Source organism: Microbacterium sp. CH12i (genome assembly GCF_000685355.1).
In the GTDB taxonomy this organism is placed as follows: Bacteria; Actinomycetota; Actinomycetes; order Actinomycetales; family Microbacteriaceae; genus Microbacterium.
In genome coordinates, this window is record NZ_JHET01000008.1 from 20390 (window position 1) to 38306 (window position 17917).

15 protein-coding genes and 1 pseudogene are annotated in these 17917 nt (G+C 64.3%); 6 read left to right on the forward strand and 10 right to left on the reverse strand.

Annotated features, from left to right (window positions below; all coding sequences use genetic code 11):
* Positions 1 to 34 precede the first annotated feature (34 nt).
* From DC31_RS18450 to DC31_RS18460, 5 genes are all read left to right on the forward strand, one after another.
* Positions 35 to 322: a hypothetical protein gene (locus tag DC31_RS18450; RefSeq protein ID WP_036280000.1), complete on the forward strand. Its 288-nt coding sequence runs from the start codon at positions 35 to 37 to the stop codon at positions 320 to 322.
* Positions 319 to 567 (forward strand): hypothetical protein, encoded by a 249-nt coding sequence (locus tag DC31_RS19945; protein WP_036280002.1) that lies wholly within the window; start codon positions 319 to 321, stop codon positions 565 to 567. The genes DC31_RS18450 and DC31_RS19945 overlap by 4 nt, the downstream gene beginning before the upstream one ends.
* Positions 564 to 1313 carry an ABC transporter substrate-binding protein gene (locus tag DC31_RS10925; protein ID WP_036280005.1) on the forward strand — a complete coding sequence of 250 codons (750 nt, stop codon included), beginning with the start codon at positions 564 to 566 and terminating at the stop codon, positions 1311 to 1313. The genes DC31_RS19945 and DC31_RS10925 overlap by 4 nt, the downstream gene beginning before the upstream one ends.
* 112 nt (positions 1314 to 1425) lie before the next feature.
* Complete coding sequence (locus DC31_RS10930) at positions 1426 to 3018, forward strand: FAD-binding oxidoreductase (protein WP_036280008.1); 1593 nt, start codon at positions 1426 to 1428, stop codon at positions 3016 to 3018.
* 75 nt (positions 3019 to 3093) lie between these two features.
* A complete protein-coding gene (locus DC31_RS18460) occupies positions 3094 to 4248 on the forward strand; it encodes a flavin reductase (RefSeq protein WP_160173225.1) in 1155 nt (384 codons plus the stop codon).
* A 52-nt stretch (positions 4249 to 4300) separates the two neighbouring features.
* Here the strand turns inward: DC31_RS18460 and DC31_RS10940 are convergent, their stop codons facing one another.
* The 10 genes and pseudogenes from DC31_RS10940 to DC31_RS10985 all read right to left on the reverse strand — a co-directional run bounded on the left by DC31_RS10940 (position 4301) and on the right by DC31_RS10985 (position 16824).
* A complete protein-coding gene (locus DC31_RS10940) occupies positions 4301 to 5410 on the reverse strand; it encodes a zinc-binding dehydrogenase (RefSeq protein ID WP_235201444.1) in 1110 nt (369 codons plus the stop codon).
* The gene (locus tag DC31_RS10945) at positions 5407 to 6789 is read right to left on the reverse strand and encodes an aldehyde dehydrogenase (protein ID WP_051606784.1); all 1383 of its coding nucleotides are present in this window, start codon (positions 6787 to 6789) and stop codon (positions 5407 to 5409) included. Before DC31_RS10945 ends, DC31_RS10940 begins: the two co-directional genes overlap by 4 nt.
* Entirely contained in the window at positions 6789 to 8003 is a 1215-nt protein-coding gene (locus DC31_RS10950; protein WP_036280010.1) for a branched-chain amino acid ABC transporter permease, read from the reverse strand. The genes DC31_RS10945 and DC31_RS10950 overlap by 1 nt, the downstream gene beginning before the upstream one ends.
* Position 8004: 1 nt before the next feature.
* Positions 8005 to 8910 carry a branched-chain amino acid ABC transporter permease gene (locus DC31_RS10955; protein WP_036280013.1) on the reverse strand — a complete coding sequence of 302 codons (906 nt, stop codon included), beginning with the start codon at positions 8908 to 8910 and terminating at the stop codon, positions 8005 to 8007.
* Positions 8907 to 9773, reverse strand: a complete 867-nt coding sequence (locus DC31_RS10960) for an ABC transporter ATP-binding protein (protein WP_200872910.1) — start codon at positions 9771 to 9773, stop codon at positions 8907 to 8909. Before DC31_RS10960 ends, DC31_RS10955 begins: the two co-directional genes overlap by 4 nt.
* Positions 9770 to 10656 (reverse strand): annotated as a pseudogene (locus DC31_RS20550) (ABC transporter ATP-binding protein). Before DC31_RS20550 ends, DC31_RS10960 begins: the two are co-directional and overlap by 4 nt.
* Positions 10657 to 10678: 22 nt before the next feature.
* The gene (locus DC31_RS10970) at positions 10679 to 11968 is read right to left on the reverse strand and encodes an ABC transporter substrate-binding protein (protein ID WP_160173226.1); all 1290 of its coding nucleotides are present in this window, start codon (positions 11966 to 11968) and stop codon (positions 10679 to 10681) included.
* An 86-nt stretch (positions 11969 to 12054) separates the two neighbouring features.
* A complete protein-coding gene (locus DC31_RS10975; RefSeq protein ID WP_036280018.1) occupies positions 12055 to 13785 on the reverse strand; it encodes a CocE/NonD family hydrolase in 1731 nt (576 codons plus the stop codon).
* A 17-nt stretch (positions 13786 to 13802) separates the two neighbouring features.
* Complete coding sequence (locus DC31_RS10980; RefSeq protein ID WP_051606786.1) at positions 13803 to 14897, reverse strand: LLM class flavin-dependent oxidoreductase; 1095 nt, start codon at positions 14895 to 14897, stop codon at positions 13803 to 13805.
* A 142-nt stretch (positions 14898 to 15039) separates the two neighbouring features.
* Positions 15040 to 16824 carry a sigma-54-dependent Fis family transcriptional regulator gene (locus tag DC31_RS10985; protein WP_036280021.1) on the reverse strand — a complete coding sequence of 595 codons (1785 nt, stop codon included), beginning with the start codon at positions 16822 to 16824 and terminating at the stop codon, positions 15040 to 15042.
* Positions 16825 to 17065: 241 nt separating this feature from the next.
* Here DC31_RS10985 and DC31_RS10990 point away from each other — a divergent pair, with 241 nt between their 5' ends.
* Complete coding sequence (locus DC31_RS10990; RefSeq protein ID WP_036280024.1) at positions 17066 to 17896, forward strand: SDR family NAD(P)-dependent oxidoreductase; 831 nt, start codon at positions 17066 to 17068, stop codon at positions 17894 to 17896.
* Positions 17897 to 17917: the final 21 nt, after the last annotated feature.

The window sequence follows — 17917 nt, forward strand, 5'->3', positions numbered from 1 at the left end:
TGACAGCCCCACCCTCGATCCCAAGGAGTCACCCATGCACGCTCGACGACGCGCTGCTGCATTACTCGTTCCTCTGCTTTTGCTCACCGGCTGCGCCGGGACCTCGATCGCAACCACTTCCGACGCCCCGGCAGGCGATACCCAAGAGATCCCAGCGGTGCCGGGTTACGATCCGGCGACCAAGACGATCCGCGTGGGGTCTCTCGTGCCCGTCTCGGGTGTGTTCGCCGCTGCCATCACGCAGGTGCAGGGCGGCGAGGCCTACTTCGCTCGTGCACCGCCCCCGGTGGACCCCTCGAGGGATACAACGTCGAGATCGTGAACTACGACTCGGAGTACACGCCGGCGGTCGCGATCCCGCTCTATCAGGGAGCGAAGGACGACGTCGTGATGTTCCAGAGCATCCTCGGCACCGCGATCATCCAGGCGCTGCTCCCGTCGATGCGCGACGACGGCATGCTCGTCGTTCCCGGCATCTCGACGCAGGATTTCGTCTCCGACCCCAATATCGTGCCGTTCGGCCCGATCTATCCGACGTATTCGGCGGCCGGCGTCGATTATGCGTGAACGAAGAGGGTCTCGGGGACGAGATCTTCTGCTCGCTCACTCAGGACGATGAGTCGGGGGCGTCCTTCCGCGAGGGCTTCCACTTCGCCTTGGATGAACTCGATCTCGCGAAGGGCATCGACGTCACCTATCCCACCGGCAATCAGGACTTCGTGGCTCAGATCACACAGCTCAAGAACGCAGGATGCGGGGTCGTGCACCTCGCCGGCACAGGTGGCACGCTCCAGAACGCAGCCATCAAGGCCGTGCAACTGGACTTCGATGCGACGTGGCTCGCGCCGGCGATGGCTGTGCTCGCGACGACGGCGACAGGTCCCGGAGCCGAGTACATCATCGAACACGTTCGCGTGTTCATGACAGGGACCGAGTGGGACGGGGACCAGGCCCCCGGTCAGGCGATGATGCAAGAAGACCTCGAGGATCTCTATCCCGACTACATCCCCTATGCCAACAGCTACCAGACGGGCTACCTCTCGTCAGTCACAACGACCGCGATCCTCGAACGGGCGATCGCCGATGGTGATCTCTCGCGCGAGAATCTGATGTCGATCGCGGCCTCCCTCGGCGAAGTCGATGACCTCGGCCTTGGCGGCGGCACTTACCTCTACGGCGATTCGATCGACGAACGCGAACCCACTACCGCTCTGTCGGTGTTCCGCGTCGACCCTGCGGCAGCCATCGGGCTCACCCTGGAGAAATTCCAGTACGAGTCTCCGCTCGCCGCGAAGTACAACGCCGAGAACTGACCACCTCCTCCCGCCGGCCGCAGCGCGCCTCGTCTCACACTGTGACCCGGCGCGCGCTCCGGCCCGCGGTAACCTCAATCGCCTCCGCATCCACCAATCCTCCAGGAGCCTCATGTCCCCCCGAAACCCGTCCGCCGTCTCCCCCCCGGATCTCACCGATGAGGTGATCACGCGACTCCGCGACATCGTGGGCGATGACGGCCTCGTCGTCGATCGCGCCCAGATGGCCGACAAGGATTGGCCGCTGCGCGATCCGTACTGGATCCCCGGCGATGACACGTACGCTCCGTCGGTAGCGGTGCATCCCACCACCTCTGATCAGATCCAAGCGATACTGACGGTCGCGAGCGACACCGGCATCCCGGTATGGACGCACTCCCAAGGTCGCAACAACGGCTACGGCGGCGCATCCTCGCGCGTCGGCGGATCCATCAGCATCAGCCTTCGGCGCATGAACCGCATACTCGAGATCAATGAGAAACTCGCCTACGCCGTCGTCGAACCGGGTGTCAGCTGGTTCGAGCTCTATGACGAACTCCGCTCGCGTGGCTCGCGGCTCACGGTCTCAGTCCCGGATCTCGGCTGGGGAAGCGTCATCGGAAACTCGCTCGACAATGGCGTGAGCTACCTGCCGTACGGGGCCGACTTCATGGCGCCGTGCGGGCTCGAAGTAGTACTGCCGAGCGGCGAGACGTTGCGGACGGGGATGGGCGCCATGCCCGATAACCCGTCGTGGCACCTCTACAAGAGAGGCGTCGGACCGACCCTCGATCCGCTTTTCATGCAGTCCAACCTCGGGATCGTCGTGAAGATGGGTATCTGGCTCATGCCTGCACCTGAGGCCTACGCGCCGCTGCTGATGACGGTCGCACACGACGACGACCTGGGCGCCGCCATCGACACCATCCGGGAGCTTCGCCTCAAGAACCACCTCCGCGGAGTGCCGAGCCTCTACAACACCCTGATGGCCGCGACCATGACGGGTGTGCCGGAGGTGATCACGCGAGCCGAGAAGGGCATCCTCCCGGACGAGGAGGTGCAGCAGATCGCGGAAGAGACGGGGCTCGGTCGCTGGTACGTGCGCGCCGCCCTGTGGGGCGACCGCGCCGAGGTCGACTACCTGATCACCGCTGTCACCCGGGAGTGGGAGAAGATCCCGGGCGCGCGCGTCACCGTCCCGGGAATCTATGCCCCCGAGGAGTACGAGCAGATCGCCTCCATCTCGGATCGCATCACCGCTGGTGTACCCAACCTCGACGTGATCAAGTTCAAGGGCGAGGGATTCGCCCACATCGGCCTGGCCCCGATCGTGCCGATGGAGGGCGCGCGTGTACAGGAGGCGATGGCCACGATCCGACGCATCATCGAGGACGAGACCGGATTCAACTACAAGGCGGGCATTCTGGTCACGGGCGAGCGCGCATGCGCACTCGTCTCGAGCATCAACTTCGACCCTCGCGACGCAGAATCCGCCCGCAATGCGTTCCGTGTAGCACGTGCTCTCGTCGCCGAGCTCGCCACGCACGGCTACAGCGAGTATCGAGCCCACCTCGACTTCATGGAAGACGTCGCTGACCGGATGTCCTGGGGTGACCACGCATACCGGCGCTTCGTCGAGACGATCAAGGATGCGGTCGACCCGAAGGGCATCCTCTCCCCCGGACGTTACGGGATCTGGCCCGCGCATCTGCGCGAAGGCCGCTGACGGTCAAATTGAGACGTCCACTCCGCGCCCGGGCACGAGACTGGAGGAGTCGACAAGACGAAAGCGAGCGACACCATGACGAAGACGTCCACACCATCCGTAGATGCACTCAGCGACGTTGATGATGCGCAGTTCCGCAATGTCGTCGGCCACTTCGCCAGCGGTGTCACCGTGATCACGACACTCGTCGACGGCAAACTCTTCGGCACGACGGCATCCGCCGTGTCATCGCTTTCCATGGACCCGCCGATGATGCTCGTGTGCCTCAACCGCACCAGCTCGAGCCACGATGCGGTCGTGAGCGCGGGCCACTACGGCATCAACATCCTCGCCGCCGAACAGGATCACCTTGCGAGCCACTTCGGTCGCAAATCCGACGACAAGTTCGCGGCGGTGCCGCACACCATCTCGTCGCGGGGCATCCCGCTCATCGATGGCGCCCTAGCCACGATCGAGTGCCGCGTAGAAGAGACAGCGACAGGCGGAACGCACACGATCTTCATCGGCCGGGTGTTGGCCGCCGATGCACGGGACGGCGAACCTCTTGCCTACTATCGCGGCAAGTTCGGTCGGCTGGAACGCGCGCGCGAGAAGTCCGCCTATGCCGGCACGCGGGACTGGGTGCTGCGTCGTCGAACTCCCCTCGGCGCGGCGCTCGACGTGACGACGATCGCCGACGAGCTACGACTCGAGCCGGAGCTCGTCCACAATGCGCTGATCACGCTGTCTTCAGAGTCGTTGGTCGGAAGAACGGATGCCGGGGACTTCACCCCGACCCCTCTCACCGCCGACGCGGTCGACGACATATACGACGGGCGTGCGGCGATCGAGACAGGGGTCGTCGAGACGTACCTCGCATCAATGTCAGATGAGCAGTTCGCCGCGCTGCAGGCGCTCGGCGAGGAGGTCGACGCTACGACAGAGCTTGCGCAGGAGGATCTCGACCGATTTCTCGACCAGAACCTCGAATACCACGCCCAGCTGGTGGACCTCGCAGGTTCAGCACAGCTGAGCGACTCGTATCGCCGCATGAATGTCTCGACCATCTGGCGCGAGACATTCGACGCCGAGGACTGGAGCGTGCGCCTCGAAGACAATCGTCTGCAGAGCATCACCGCGGCCGTGGCGAACCGTGACGTCGAGGCTGCGAAGCTGGCGATCCGTAGCCAGACCGAGCTCATCAAGATCGGCGCGAAGGCGATGATCGCCGCCAATGGCGGAGCCGTCTGATCTGCGTGCGTCCTGCTCAGTGAGATCCACGCTCCGAACGAGGTGATCACGCTCAGAACGAGGTGATCACGCTCCGGGCGATCGCACCATTCTTGAGCTCCTCGTAGGCGTCGTTGATCTGATCGATGTTGATCTCGCGCGAGATGAGATCGCTGAGATTCAGTTCGCCGTCAAGGAACAGCTTCGCGTAGCGCGGTACGTCGCGGTGCAGGTCGGAGGATCCCATATAGACGCCGCGAATTCCTCGCTGCGGAGCAAGCAGCGTGTTTACATCGATCTCGATGGGTCGATCAGGCTTGTGGATTCCGATCAGATGAGCCGTACCCCCGACGCCGAGCATGGCGATCGCCTGCTCGGACGTCTGCTTCATGCCGATGACCTCGAACGCATGATCGACGCCTCCGGTGAGCTCGAGCACAGCCGCGACGGCATCGCTGTCGGCGCCGTTGACGGTATCCGTCGCGCCGAAGGATGCCGCGAGCGCCAGCTTCTCGTCGTTCACGTCGACGCCGATTATCCGGGACGCCCCGGCCAGCCGAGCACCCGAGAGCACATTGAGCCCGACTCCGCCGAGCCCGATGACCGCCACTGTGTCCCCCTCCTTCACCCCAGCGCCATTGAGTACCGCGCCGACTCCGGTGAGCACCCCGCACCCGAGGATCGACGCCTCGGCGAAGGGCACTGCAGTGTCGACCTTGGCGAGCTGGTTCTCATGGACGAGGGCGCGCTCCGCGAATCCCCCGAGCCCGAAGGCTCCGAAGACGGGTTGCCCATCACGAGTGAGTCGAGAAGGCTCGTCCGGTCCGCGCAGCGTTGCGAACGGATTGAGACACTGGAAAGGAGCGCCCGCCGTGCATCTCGGGCAGGTCCCGCAGGACTGGATGAGCGACCCCACGACGTGGTCGCCGGGTACCAGCCCTGTCACGTCCTCGCCGACTGCCACCACGACACCGGCGACCTCATGCCCGAGCACGAGGGGGAGCGGCATACCGACATCGGCCTGCGCGAAATGCAGGTCGGAGTGGCAGAGCCCGACCGCTCGGACGTCGACGAGCACCTCACTGCCCTGCGGCTCAGCGATCTCAACCTCCTCGATCTCGAAGGCGGAACCGATGGCGTTGATCACTGCTGCTCGCACGCGCGAGACTCCTTTGCTCGTCATGTGTAGATCGCCTTGATGGTGACATAATTCTGCATGGCCTCCGGACCGTTCTCGCGCCCGAGCCCTGAGTCCTTGTACCCGCCGAAAGGCGCCGCGAGGTCGGGGTTGTAGCCATTGACCCCTAGCGTTCCCGACTGCACCCGCCGCGCCGTCCGCACAGCACGGTCGCGGTCAGAGCTGAAGACGGCTCCACCGAGTCCGTAGCGCGAGTCGTTCGCGAGGCGCACCGCTTCGTCATCGGACGCCGCGGTGAAGACCGTGACGACAGGGCCGAAGATCTCCTCCCGAGCGAGCGCGCTCTGGGGCTGGACGTCGGTGACGACCGTGGGTTCGTAGTAGAAGCCGGGCAGATGCGCAGCATCCGCCCCACCCACCAGCACGCGCGCACCGCTCGCGCGGGCCTCATCTACCATCGTTCGCACCCGCGTACGGATACGCTCCGAAACGAGGGGACCTTGATCGGTGGAGGGATCCTTCGGGTCGCCGAGGGTGAGTCCCCGCGCGACCTCGACTAGGCCCTCGGTGAACTCGGCCGCGCGCCGCTCAGGCACGATGACCCGGGAGAGCAGGAAGCACGTCTGACCGCTGTTCATGAACGATCCGCCGCGCAGCGCGTCCAGCGTCTGTTCGAGGTCCGCGTCATCGAGAACGACGGCGGCGGACTTGCCGCCGAGCTCCAGGGTGACCGGGATCAGTCTTCTGCCGCACTGCGCGGCGATCTCTTGCCCTGCGGCAGTCGAGCCGGTGAAGGCGATCTTGTCGATTCCGGGATGGCTGACGAGCACGGCTCCGGTCTCGCGTCCCCCGGTCACGACGTTGATGACCCCGCTCGGGAACCCGATCGCCGTCACGGCCTCGGCAAGAAGCAGCGCATCGAGCGGCGTTTCCGCCGCAGGCTTGGCGACGACCGTGCACCCGACTGCGAGAGCCGGAGCGAGCTTGGAGGTCAGCAGAGACAGCGGATAGTTCCAGGGAGTGATCAGCCCGGCGACACCGATCGGCTCACGACGGATCAACGACTCGCCTGGGAAGGTCACATTCGGCCGGAGCTCTTCCTGCTGCCACTGCCTCGCCTGATCTGCGTAGTAGCGAAGGTGACTCCCGGGCACGATACCGTTCATCACGCTCGACAGCCCCACCGGCTGACCGATCTCGTCGGTCACGAGAGCCGCGAATTCACTGCCTCGTCGCTCGAGTTCATCCGCCAGACGCTCCATCCAGTCGGCGCGCTCAGCACCGCTCATGCGCGGCCACGGCCCCTCATCGAAAGCGAGCCGGGCAGCTCGGACGGCGGAGTCCACGTCCGCTGCTCCTCCGTCCGGCGCAGTACCGACGACCGAGAGGTCAGCCGGGTTGATGACGGTGATGCTGGCAGCCATTATTCAGCCTTCTTCTCATCGGCGGTGCTCTCCTCCACAGTGGTGTCCTCCACGGCAGTGTTCTTCTCGACGGCGGTGTTCCGACGGCTACGGCTGACAAGGCGCCAGACGGCGCGGCCGCCACGAGAGAGCAGGTCGCTGAGACCCTTCGGCTCGAACAGGAGAATGAGGATCAGCAGAACGCCGTACACCACGACCGAGAACTGGCCGGCTGGAATTCCCCACTCGCCGTCAGGGGCTGCGCTGTCGGGCTTGATGAACGGCATCAGGTTCGCGTACTTCCCGGCCAGCAACGGGATCGCGCAGATCACCGCACTGCCGATCACCGGCCCCCAGGCGCTCGCCAGGCCACCGACGGTGACGATGATGATGAACTGCAACGCCATCTCGAGACCGAACTGCTCGATGCTCGCATATCGCAACTGAGCGATGTAGAGGGCGCCGGCCAAACCTCCCAGGGCGCTCGAGAGAATGTAGCCGCCAATCAGACGACGGTTCGTGTTAACACCTACGACCCGAGCGGCCAGCTCGGAGTCACGTATGGCGATAATCGAACGACCGACGGAGGAGCGCACCAGGTTGTGCACGAGGAACATGCACACTGCCACCACGAGCCAGACGATGATGAAGAGCCCCTGCTGGTAGGTGTACAGCAGGTTCCCTATCTGCAGCTTGCCGAAGTCCAGCGGGCCGATGGTCATGTTCACCGGCGCGCTGATTCCGACATTCCCACCGGTGAGGCTTCGCCAGTTCACGAAGACGAAGTATCCGATGTAGATCAGCCCCAGCCCGAGGACGATCTGATAGACGCCCTTCAGCCGGAGAGCGAAGGGGGCGACGACCAGCCCCGCGACACCACCGGTAACGGCCGAGGCGATCAGCCATACCGGCAGCGGCAGATTCAGCTGCGCCCCGATGCCGACAGCCGTGAAGGCGCCGACGGCGAGAAACAGCGGCTGTGCCATGGAGATCTGTCCCGCGTAGCCGTTGATGACGTTGAGACCGATCGCGCCGACGGAGAAGATGCCGATGGTCGTGCCCAGCGAGATGAGGAAGGGGTCGCCCACACTCAACGGGAAGACGACGACGAGAACCACCAACAGGATCGCGCCATAGCGCGTCCAGGGGCTGCGGAAGATTCTGCTCTCCGCACGGATTCGCCGTTCGCGATCGGGCCCGGCCGCGCCAACGTGCCGTTCTATCGTTGTCGACATGTCATGCCCTCCTGAAGTCACGCGACGACACCAGACCACCGGGTCGCACCATGAGGATGATGATGAGGATGAACCAGGGAAGTGTTGCAGCGAACCCTTCGCCCCATGAGGGCGGCGCGTAGCCCACCGCATAGATCTGCACGAGCCCGAGGATGATCCCACCGATCACACATCCCGGCAGAGAGCGGATGCCGCCGATAATCAGTGCGGGCAAAGCGGTGAACGCCACAAGATCGAGCGTGGGACGAAGGCCCCCGCCGGCCTCGGTAGCCATCATCGTACCCGCCACCACGGCCGCCGCCGCGCTCATCAGCCACGCGACCGGGGCGACGCGTCGAGGATTGATCCCCTGCACCAGAGCTGCCTCCATGTCGGTGGCGAGAGCGCGCATGGCGACACCGACGCGTGTGTGCTGCATGACCCACCAGAACACCACCAGGATGCAGGCGCTCAGAATGATGATCCAGATATCTCGCTGGGTGAGTGCGACGCCCGCGACGCGGATCGTGTCGAGCCCCCACGGATCTCCGATGTTGAGCGTGTCCGCGCCCCACACGGTGATCACGATCGCCTGACTGATGCTCAGCAGTCCGATCGTCACGAGCAGCACCGCCAGCCCCGCTGTGGACTGCGCCGCGCGGCGATCGATGGGATCGAAGGTGAAACGCTGGATGAGGATGCCGATAACGGTGATCGCGATGATCGACAGCGCGATTGCGGCGAAGAAAGGAATGTTCCAGACGGCACTGAACTGATAAACGAGGTAGGCGCCGAGAGCGATGAACGTGCCGGGTAGCAGGTTGAAGTGACCGGTCGCCTTGACGAGCACGACGAAGCTGATCGACACGAGCGCGTACAGGCTGCCGAGGGCGAGCCCTGAGGCGGTGAGCTGGATGAAGGTGGTCATCGCTTGCTTCCTTGAGGGCGGACCACGGAGGGAACAGCCATGGATTCGGTGTTGATGGTGGTCTCGGAGTCGACCCCGAGATATGCCTCGACGACGCGAGGATTAGTCTGGATGTCAGCCGGTGTCCCCAGGCCGATCGCCTGTCCGAAATCGAGCGCGAGCACCCGGTCCGCGACATCCATGATCAGGTGCACGTCGTGCTCGATCATGACCAGAGTCAGATCGAGCTGGTCCTTGAGGTCGAAGACGTGATGCACGAGTTCTTGAGTCTCCTCACGGTTCATACCGGCGACCGGTTCGTCGAGGAGGAGCACCTTGGGGCTGCCCGCTGCGGCCTTGGCAAGCTCGACGCGCTTGCGCGTGCCGTAGGGAAGGTTCGACACCTGCTCGTGGGCGATGTCGGCGAGGCCCACCAGATCGAGAATCTCGTACGCGTGCGTGCGCACCGCCACCTCTTCGCGACGTGCTTTGCCCCACCACAGCAATGACGATGGCATGCCCGCCCGCAGGCGATCCTGCGAACCGACGAGCACGTTCTCAAGCACCGTCATGGTCGAGAAGAGCCCAAGATTCTGGAATGTGCGCCCGAGTCCGCGGCGCGAGATGATGTCGGACCGGACGCCGGAGATCGGCTCGCCGAGCAACGATATCTCGCCGCTCGATTTCACCAGCCCCGACAGTGCATTCAACAGGGTGGTCTTGCCGGCACCGTTGGGGCCGATGATCGCGAAGAACTCGCCCGGCACGACATCGAAGCTGACATTGTTCACGGCTGTGACCCCGCCGAAGCGAACCGTGATGTCTCGCGCACTCAGAATGCGATCGGTGACGACGGGCTTATCGACAACGGGGTGGTCGGTCACGATCGGACTCCTTCTGCATCGACGAGCTTCGCGCGGCGGTAAGACCTTCGGCCTTCATCACTAATGCCCAGATACAAGTCGCGAATCCCCTTGTCGGCCAGGAGCGTCTTGCCCGCGCCCTCACGGGCCACTTTCTTGCCCTCAAGAACGTAGGCGTAGTCCGACGCGGACAGGCCCATGGCTGCGTTCTGTTCGATGAGCAGGATGCTGGTACCCAGCCGGTTGATTTCGAGGATGATCTGCTTGATCTGATCGACGATGAGCGGCGCCAGCCCCAGGGACGGCTCATCGAGGAGCAGCAGACGCGGCTGCTGCATCAGCGCGCGGCCGATCGCGAGCATCTGCTGCTCTCCGCCGGACAGCAGCCCGGCGAGCTGGCGGCGGCGTTCACCAAGGATCGGGAAAAGCGAGAAGATGCGCTCGCGCTGTTCGCTGTACTCCGATCGATTGCGCGTGTACGACGCTGCCCGCAGATTCTCCTCGATCGACAGGTCACCGAAGACGCGGCGACCTTCCATCACCATGGAGATTCCACGGCGAACCCGTCGCGTCGCTCGAGCCCGTTGACATTCTGCCCGGAGAAGCGGATGGTTCCCGCTTCTCTACCGCCGCCATTGTATGGAAGCAGCCCCATGATCGCGCGAAGCGCTGTTGTCTTGCCCGCGCCATTCACGCCGAGCAGAGCGACAACCTCGCCCGTACGAACGGTGAGCGAAAGTCCCTCCAGAGCACGGACGCTTCCGCCGTAGGTGACGCTGACGTCTTCCAGCTCGAGAAGGACGTCGGGGGGTCTGATGGCGGTTTGCGCATCAGCATGCACATGGGCAGTCATCTGAACACTTCCTTGCGATTCGAGAGAACGTGAAGGTGCGGGCGGGGTCATGCCTCGCCCGCACCTCGGACTACTACTTGAGTGACTCCACGTAATCCTTCACCACGCTGGATTCGAAGTTGTACTTCTGCAGCGAGAGACCGGTAGGCACGCTGGCGTCGACGGTGAAGAACGACATCAGGTTCGGTGGCGTGCGGTCAGCCGCGCTGGTTCCGTAATCGAACGGGCCGCCGGACATGCCCATGTCATCATCGACCTCTCCGAGCTCGGTCAGCGCGATCTCCTGGAGGCTTGCGCGACTCATGTCCCCCTTCTCGATGGCTTTCTCAAGAATCAGCGTGGTCAAAGCAGCGTTGACCCAGCCGGTCTGGTACGCGTTTGCGGTAGGGACGATGTCCACGCCCAGCCCGTCCAGCGCAGACACCATCTCCTGCTGGCCCGGCGCCTCAGTACCGTCCCAGCCTGTTCCGGTCACGGCGAACACCACGTGCTCGGCGATCCAGTCCGCGCCGGGTCCCGTGGCCATCGTGACGTTGTAGGCCGTGTTGCTCGTGATGATCTGCGGGTTGTAGTCGAGCTGCACGGCCTTGATCGCGAACTGCTGAACAATCATCCCGACGCCGCCGATGAGCACGACCTCGCATCCGTCATTCTTGAGCGCCGATACCTGCGCGGTGAAGTCTTCAGTGCCGGAGGCGAAGCGCAACTCCTCTCCGGTCTCGACCGCGAGGTCGTCGACCGCGAAATCGTATGCGTCCTGCATGGCATCGCCGAAGACGTCCTCAACCACAAGGGAACAGTATTTTGCATCTGCGAAGCCCAGGTCGTTGGCCGCATAGTCGACCGCGGCCGCGTGATAGGTGTTCAACAGCGGGAATGTGGGGACGATGTTCTCATCCGTCAGAAAGCTGGGGACGATACCCGCAGGCACACCGATGAGATTGTCCTCTTTCATTGTCGGCAGAAGCGCGTCGATGATCGGGGCCCCGAGAATCATGCTGAACATCGAAACGTTGTCTTTCATCCCGTTGAAGAGCGGGATGGCCGTCGCCGGGTCGTACTTCGAGTCCTGGTTGTCGATCTCGACGGTGTAGCCGTCGAGAGGGCCCCCGGTGGCGGTCGCCTGATCGAAGTACGCCTGCATGCCCTGGATGTTGGTGACGGCGCCCGCCCAGATACCTGACACAGGCACGAGTGACCCGACTGTGATCGTCTTGGTGGCTGGGTCGAATCCTGGCGCCGCGGCGAGCTCGCCGGCGGGAGCATCCGGATCAGCCGGAGTGGCTGACGTGCCGGCGCAGCCCGAGAGGGCCAGTGCCCCGATGGTCGCCAGCGCGGCCATCCCTGTCTTGAACTTCCTCATTGAAGTGCCCTTCTTAGTGCGTGTGTGATGTGGCGCAGTGTGTCCGATGCCGGGTGACATGCGGAAGGTGTAGTACTGCCGGGGTTTCAGTCCGTCGGCAGGACCGGCAATGTGATGAAGGACGGGCGCCCGGCATCGTGGTGGATGCGTTGGGTCGCCGACGTCAGAGTGGTGGCATCCGCGGTGTGCGGGCCGATCCCTCCGTTCCGGTCGAACTCGGGGAAACTTGAGCTGGCGACATCGACGCGCACGGAGTGTCCGGCCCGGAACAATTGGCCGGTGGCCCACATGTCGATCTCGATCCGGTGCGCGACACCGGGCTCGACCGCGCGAGCGGCCGCCTCCGGTCCCTCGCGGCGGCTGAGGCGGAGCACGCCCGACACGATACTCATCGCACGCCCGTCCGGCCACACGTCGATCAGCCGTACGACGACGTCGGCATCCGTCGCATCCGTGCTGACGTGCAGCGTCGCAGTGATCGGGCCCACCACCTCGAGGTCGCTTCGGAGCGGGGCGCTGGTGAACCGAACGATGTCCGCCCGGTCATCCAGCACGCGCTGGTCACGTGGACCCGGGGCCCATTCGACACCGCCGTCGCGTCCGCCGGTCATGAGCGTCTGACCACCCACTGTGGGTGTCGGGTCATTCGGGTCGAATAGGTAGTCGGTGGATGACTCGGCGTCCACTGGTCGTGTTTCGCAGAGCGTACCCTCGGCACCGAGATACCAGCGCTGCCAGTCGGTGCCAGGGATGGGCCATTCGTCAGCCGAGCGCCACCGCCCAGAGCCCATCACGAAGACGTTCACCCTCGGGCCCGGGATCTCGGCGTCGGCGTCGATCGCAGCGGCGATGAAGTCGGTCTCGATCCGCTCCAGGCCGAGCGCGAGCGCAGACCCCACCGCACCGAAGCTCAGCTCTCCGACCGTGCCCGTCTGATCGACGTGCGACCACGGTCCCACCACAAGACGCTGACCATCGCGTGCGCGCGGGGTTGCGGCGCCCAAGCGGAGAGTGCGGAAGTTATCGAGCGTTCCACCGAGGAAGAGGTCGAACCATCCTCCGACGTGCAATCCAGGCACCGCGATACGGTCACGGCGGCCACCGAACGACATCCGATCCCAGTACTCATCACGAACTCCCGACATGAGCCACCGGCGCCAGGAGGGCAGTACTTCCGACACGAAGGGTGCGTCCGAGAGCGGAAGGTGCGTCATGGTCGCGAAAGAGTCCTTCGAATGACGCCCCAGCTTCTGCATCCCTTCGCGGACGTCTTCGCCCCGAGCAGCGCGATGAAGCAGCGTCTGCATCGACTTCAGGGTGAACCAGCCGGTCAGCTGCCCGAGAGCGAAGGCTCCCCCGCGATACGCGAGCCCTGAGTGATAGTCATCGGGTGTCACGATCGGGATGATGGCGCGGAGCGCCTCGGGTGCGCGCGATGCCGCCGCCATCTGGACCATCCCGGAGTACGACGCACCGTACATCACGACATCACCAGTCGACCACGGCTGCTCTGCGCACCATTCGATCGCGTCGAGCGTGTCACTCTCCTCTGATTCGAACGGCACGAATTCGCCGTCCGATTGGCCCGTCCCACGGCAGTCCTGAATGACGACGGCGAAGCCGGCCTCGGTCAAGGGCGCCACGGGGGTCGAGCGCGTCATCTGCTCGCCGTACGGGTTCCGCACAAGCACGACGGGGCGCGGTGTGTCGGTGCGGTACACCGTGGAACGGAGGGTGACGCCGTCACGCGTCACGGAGGCCACCCCCCGGTCGAGCACTGTCTGCGTCATCGCCACGTCTTCGCGGATGGTTGTCATGAGAGGTCCGTACGCGGTCAGGAGGCCACGGACAGAGCGGCGTCGTAGTGCTGCTTCGCCTTGGGCAGTACCTCCCGCGAGAAGAGCTCCATGCTCGCTCGGCCGACCTCGTGCGACATCCCTCCGAACGTCGGCTGCAGGATGAGCTCGAACTCGCCCATCTGCTCCTGGATCCACGCCAGCTTGTCGAGGATCATCTGCGGGGTTCCGTAGAGGGCCGCTTCTGCGTAGTTGCGACCCGATTGACTGATGCCGTTCTCGTTGATCGCATCGGCGTTGGCGGCGTAGCGTTCGTAGCCCTTCGTCGTGGCGAAGTGCCCGCTGTTCATCTCGTAGTGCACCACGTTGGCGTCGTAGAAGTTGCCGACGTACTGGTAGTGCCGCTCCACAGCGGTCTCCTCGTCTTCGTGGCAGTACATCGCGACGTTCAGGCAGACGGGTGGAGCCTTCTCGCTCCATGTCTCGTAGTAGTAGTCCTGGTATGCCTGGAATGTCGGCAGCAGCTTGTCTACTGGCTTGAGGATGAACGACATCAGGCGCGCTTTGTTGTGCACCCCCGAGACCATCGAATCGTGCGAGCCGGCGACCGTGTACATGCGATCGTCCCAGGACGCGAATGGTCCCGGCTTGAGGGGTGTGCGCGGCTGCGGGTAGAAGGGCCCGTCACCCTCGATGACGCCGGTCTGGATTGCGTTGATGATCATTGCCGCGGACTCGTCGAATCGTTCGCGCGTTTCTTCCAGCGGTACGCCGAATGGAGCGAACTCCTTGCGCGAGAGTCCGCGACCCATGCCGAAGAGCACCCGGCCATCGGTCAGGTTGTCGAGCATCAGAAGCTTCTCGGCGACGCGGATCGGCTGAGCGTTCCACGGGAGGATGACGGCGCCGGTGCCGAGCTTGATCGTCTTCGTACGGCCTCCGACCATCGACAGCCACAGGAGGTTGTCAGGGCAGAAAGAATAGTCGGAGAAGTGGTGCTCAACGGCCCAGACGCTGTCATAGCCCCAGGCTTCGCTCATCACCGCGAGTTCTGTCTCGCTGCGATAGATCTCATGGTCGCTGACCGTTGGGTCACCCTTGCCAAAACCGAATCCCACGCCAATGTGCAACATTCCCGCTCCTCTGCAGTAGAAAATCCTTCGTCGCGTGCAGCCTTGGGGATGAACATCCGAGGGCTGAACTCGACGTAGACGCAACACTAAGCAGAGGCGAGGTCGTCCCGACTCTCACTTTGAGACAGGTCGACGCGCGCGGTCAGGAGCGACTGCTGGGCACGCTGATACCGAACTGCTTGATCTTGCGGTACATGGTCGCGCGGGAGATTCCCAGCGCCTTCGCCGCTTCCTCGCGGTTCCAGGAGGCATCTCGCAGTCCGGTGAGGACCAATTCCCGTTCGAGCCGCTCGAGCTTGGTAAGGTCTCGGGACCCCGCCTCGGCGAGCGCCGACACAGGAACGCTGTCGATCGTGATCTCGCCGCCGACAGCACTCATCGCCGACGTCGCGAGCACACGCCGCAGCTGGGTGATGTTGCCGGGCCACCGGTGTCGCGAGAGCACGGCGAGCACTTCCGCAGAGCAACGCAGAAGACTGTGCGCGGGACTAATGTCGGCCAGCACGCGCGCGACGATCCGGGACAGCTCCTCCCGGCGTTCGCGAAGTGCCGTGCGCTCCGTGATCACCAGGAACAGGTCATCGAGAGCAGACGGCGCATCGAGGGGAACCGCGGACGCGGCCGTCGCGACACACCACGCCTTCCCGCTGTCGATCGAGTCGCGCAGTCGAGTACGCAGCCCTGAGGGCAATTCGTCGAGGTGCCGCAACAACACCGCAGGGGCACTCTCGCACGCCATCCGGACACTGTCGATCCAGAGTTCAGGGTCCGTTCCGACGCTGCGTGCATCGAAAGCGACCCATCCCTCGGGCATGGCGCCAAGCGCTAGCGTCGCCTTGCCACTGCCACGCTCTCCCACCACGAGAGCCGGCAGTCCGTTCGCCCGCGCCCGACGCAGGCTCGCCGCGGCGGCGTCGGTGGGAAATCCGGCTCGCCCACGGTGCGTGACATCTTCGGACGAATCGCCGACCGTGGCCGACCGCGAGAGTGAAGCCATTGCCGCCATGCTGCCGTCACGCAGGCCAACGGGCCGACACCGAACTGTGATCGGTCCGTCCTCGAGGTCGATGGTGAACTCGCGCTCCTGGCCGCCAGCGACCTCATCGAGTACACGCGCTGCGACAGCGTCGGAGTTCAATCCATGCATGATCAGCTGACGGGCGGCGGCGTTGGCGACGAAAACGTTCGCACCGACCGCGATCACCGCCTGCGACGGACGGCGAGACTGCTGGGTGAAGTGGGCGAAGAGATCTCGCTCCACCCCGTAGGCATCGTCGATGAGGCGTTCCCGGATCGCCCACGCCGCGTCACGCGCGAAGGGCATGAGCAGCTGGTTGGCCTTGTCGATGTGGCAATTCAGCGACAACACGCCGACCACCCGGTTCAGCGCATCGCGAAGCGGGGCTCCGACCGAGACGAGATTGACTTCGGAATCGCGGAAGTGCTCTGGTCCGACTACAGCAAAGGGCTCGAGCCGCTCGACGCACGTGCCGGCACCGTTGGTGCCCACAACAGACTCTCGGAAGAGCGCGCCGGGTCGACTGCCGCGCTCAAGGGTGGTCGGCACGACGCCGTCGCCGCCGATGGCAGGGGAGAGCTGGATACAGTCGCGGTCCAGCAGCATCGCCCAGGCATCGGACCCCTCGAGCTGTTCGTGGAGTCTTTGCATGATCGGGCTCGCCGCACGTAGGAGGCGCTCCGCGCGGCCGCCCACATCGATGGAGGGCAGTGCCATCGTGCGGAAGTCGACCCCGCTGTCGAGCGATCGCCGCCAGGAGTGGAGAATCTCGGGGCGAATCTCTGCGCCGTCTTGCTCGAAGGCATCCGGATCATTGAAGAACTCGTCCCTCGCCGCGCGCGATCGCAGGACGGACTCCTCGTCTAGTGCGAGTGCGTAGGTGTTCAGATTACCGCGCGGGAACGTCACTGTGCCTCCGTCGCCTCAAGAGGACTCCGTGCGGCCATCGGACGAAGATCAAGACCCCTGAGATCGTGCAATTATATGCACGACACCCGCCTATCGAGGTACGGGAGCGTGCAACAGAGACCGAACTGTACTGCGTCGGGGCTTCTGGAATCCGTGCGTCCTTCAGACATGGTCAAATTGAGACCCAGACTCAGCGCACCGGCGACCAGAATGAGAGATCACGAACAAGGGAGTTTGCACGATGGCCGGATTGCATGATCTTGAAGGGCGCGTCGTCGTCGTCACCGGTGGAGCCTCAGGCATCGGGCGCGGCATAGCCGAGGAGTTCATCGCGCAGGGATGTCGAGTGATCATCGCCGACATCGAGCGCACCACCCTTGAGAGCACGGCCGCCGAGATCGGGGCGCTGGGCGTGCAGTGCGATGTGACCGATCCTGACAGCGTCGGAGCTCTGGCCCGACGGATCATCGCCGAGTTCGGGCGCGTCGACATCGTCTGCAACAACGCAGGCGTCGGACCCCGCGGGCCGATGGCTGACCTCTCCTTGAAGGACTGGAAGTGGATCCTCGACGTCAACCTCTGGGGCGTGATCCACGGCATCCACGAGTTCCTGCCGCTACTGAAGGCCAATCCGGATGGCGGATGGTTCGTGAACACCGCCTCCGTCGCGGCGCTCCTGCCACCCAAATTCTACGGTCCCTATGTCGCCAGCAAGGCGGCGGTGCTCGGGCTTTCGGACGTTCTTCAGCGCGAGCTGGATGTCGAAGAGGCATCGGTCGGTGTCACGGTGCTCTGCCCTGGCCCCGTGCGTACGAACATCATGAACAGCCTGCGCAACCGGCCCGAAGACCAGGTCGAAGGTGCGGCCCTGAAAGACCACGACATCGCGCTGACTGTTCCGGACGACTGGCGTTTCGCGAATCCGCGCGACGTCGGCGTCATCGTCTCTCGTGCGGTCCGCAACGGCGACTTCTACGCGATCACCCATCCAGAGTGGATCGATCAGATCACCACCCGGTCGACCGCCCTCGAAGACGCCTACCGTCGGTACGAGATCACGCACGCCGACTGAAGCTGCACCGGCATCCCCTGA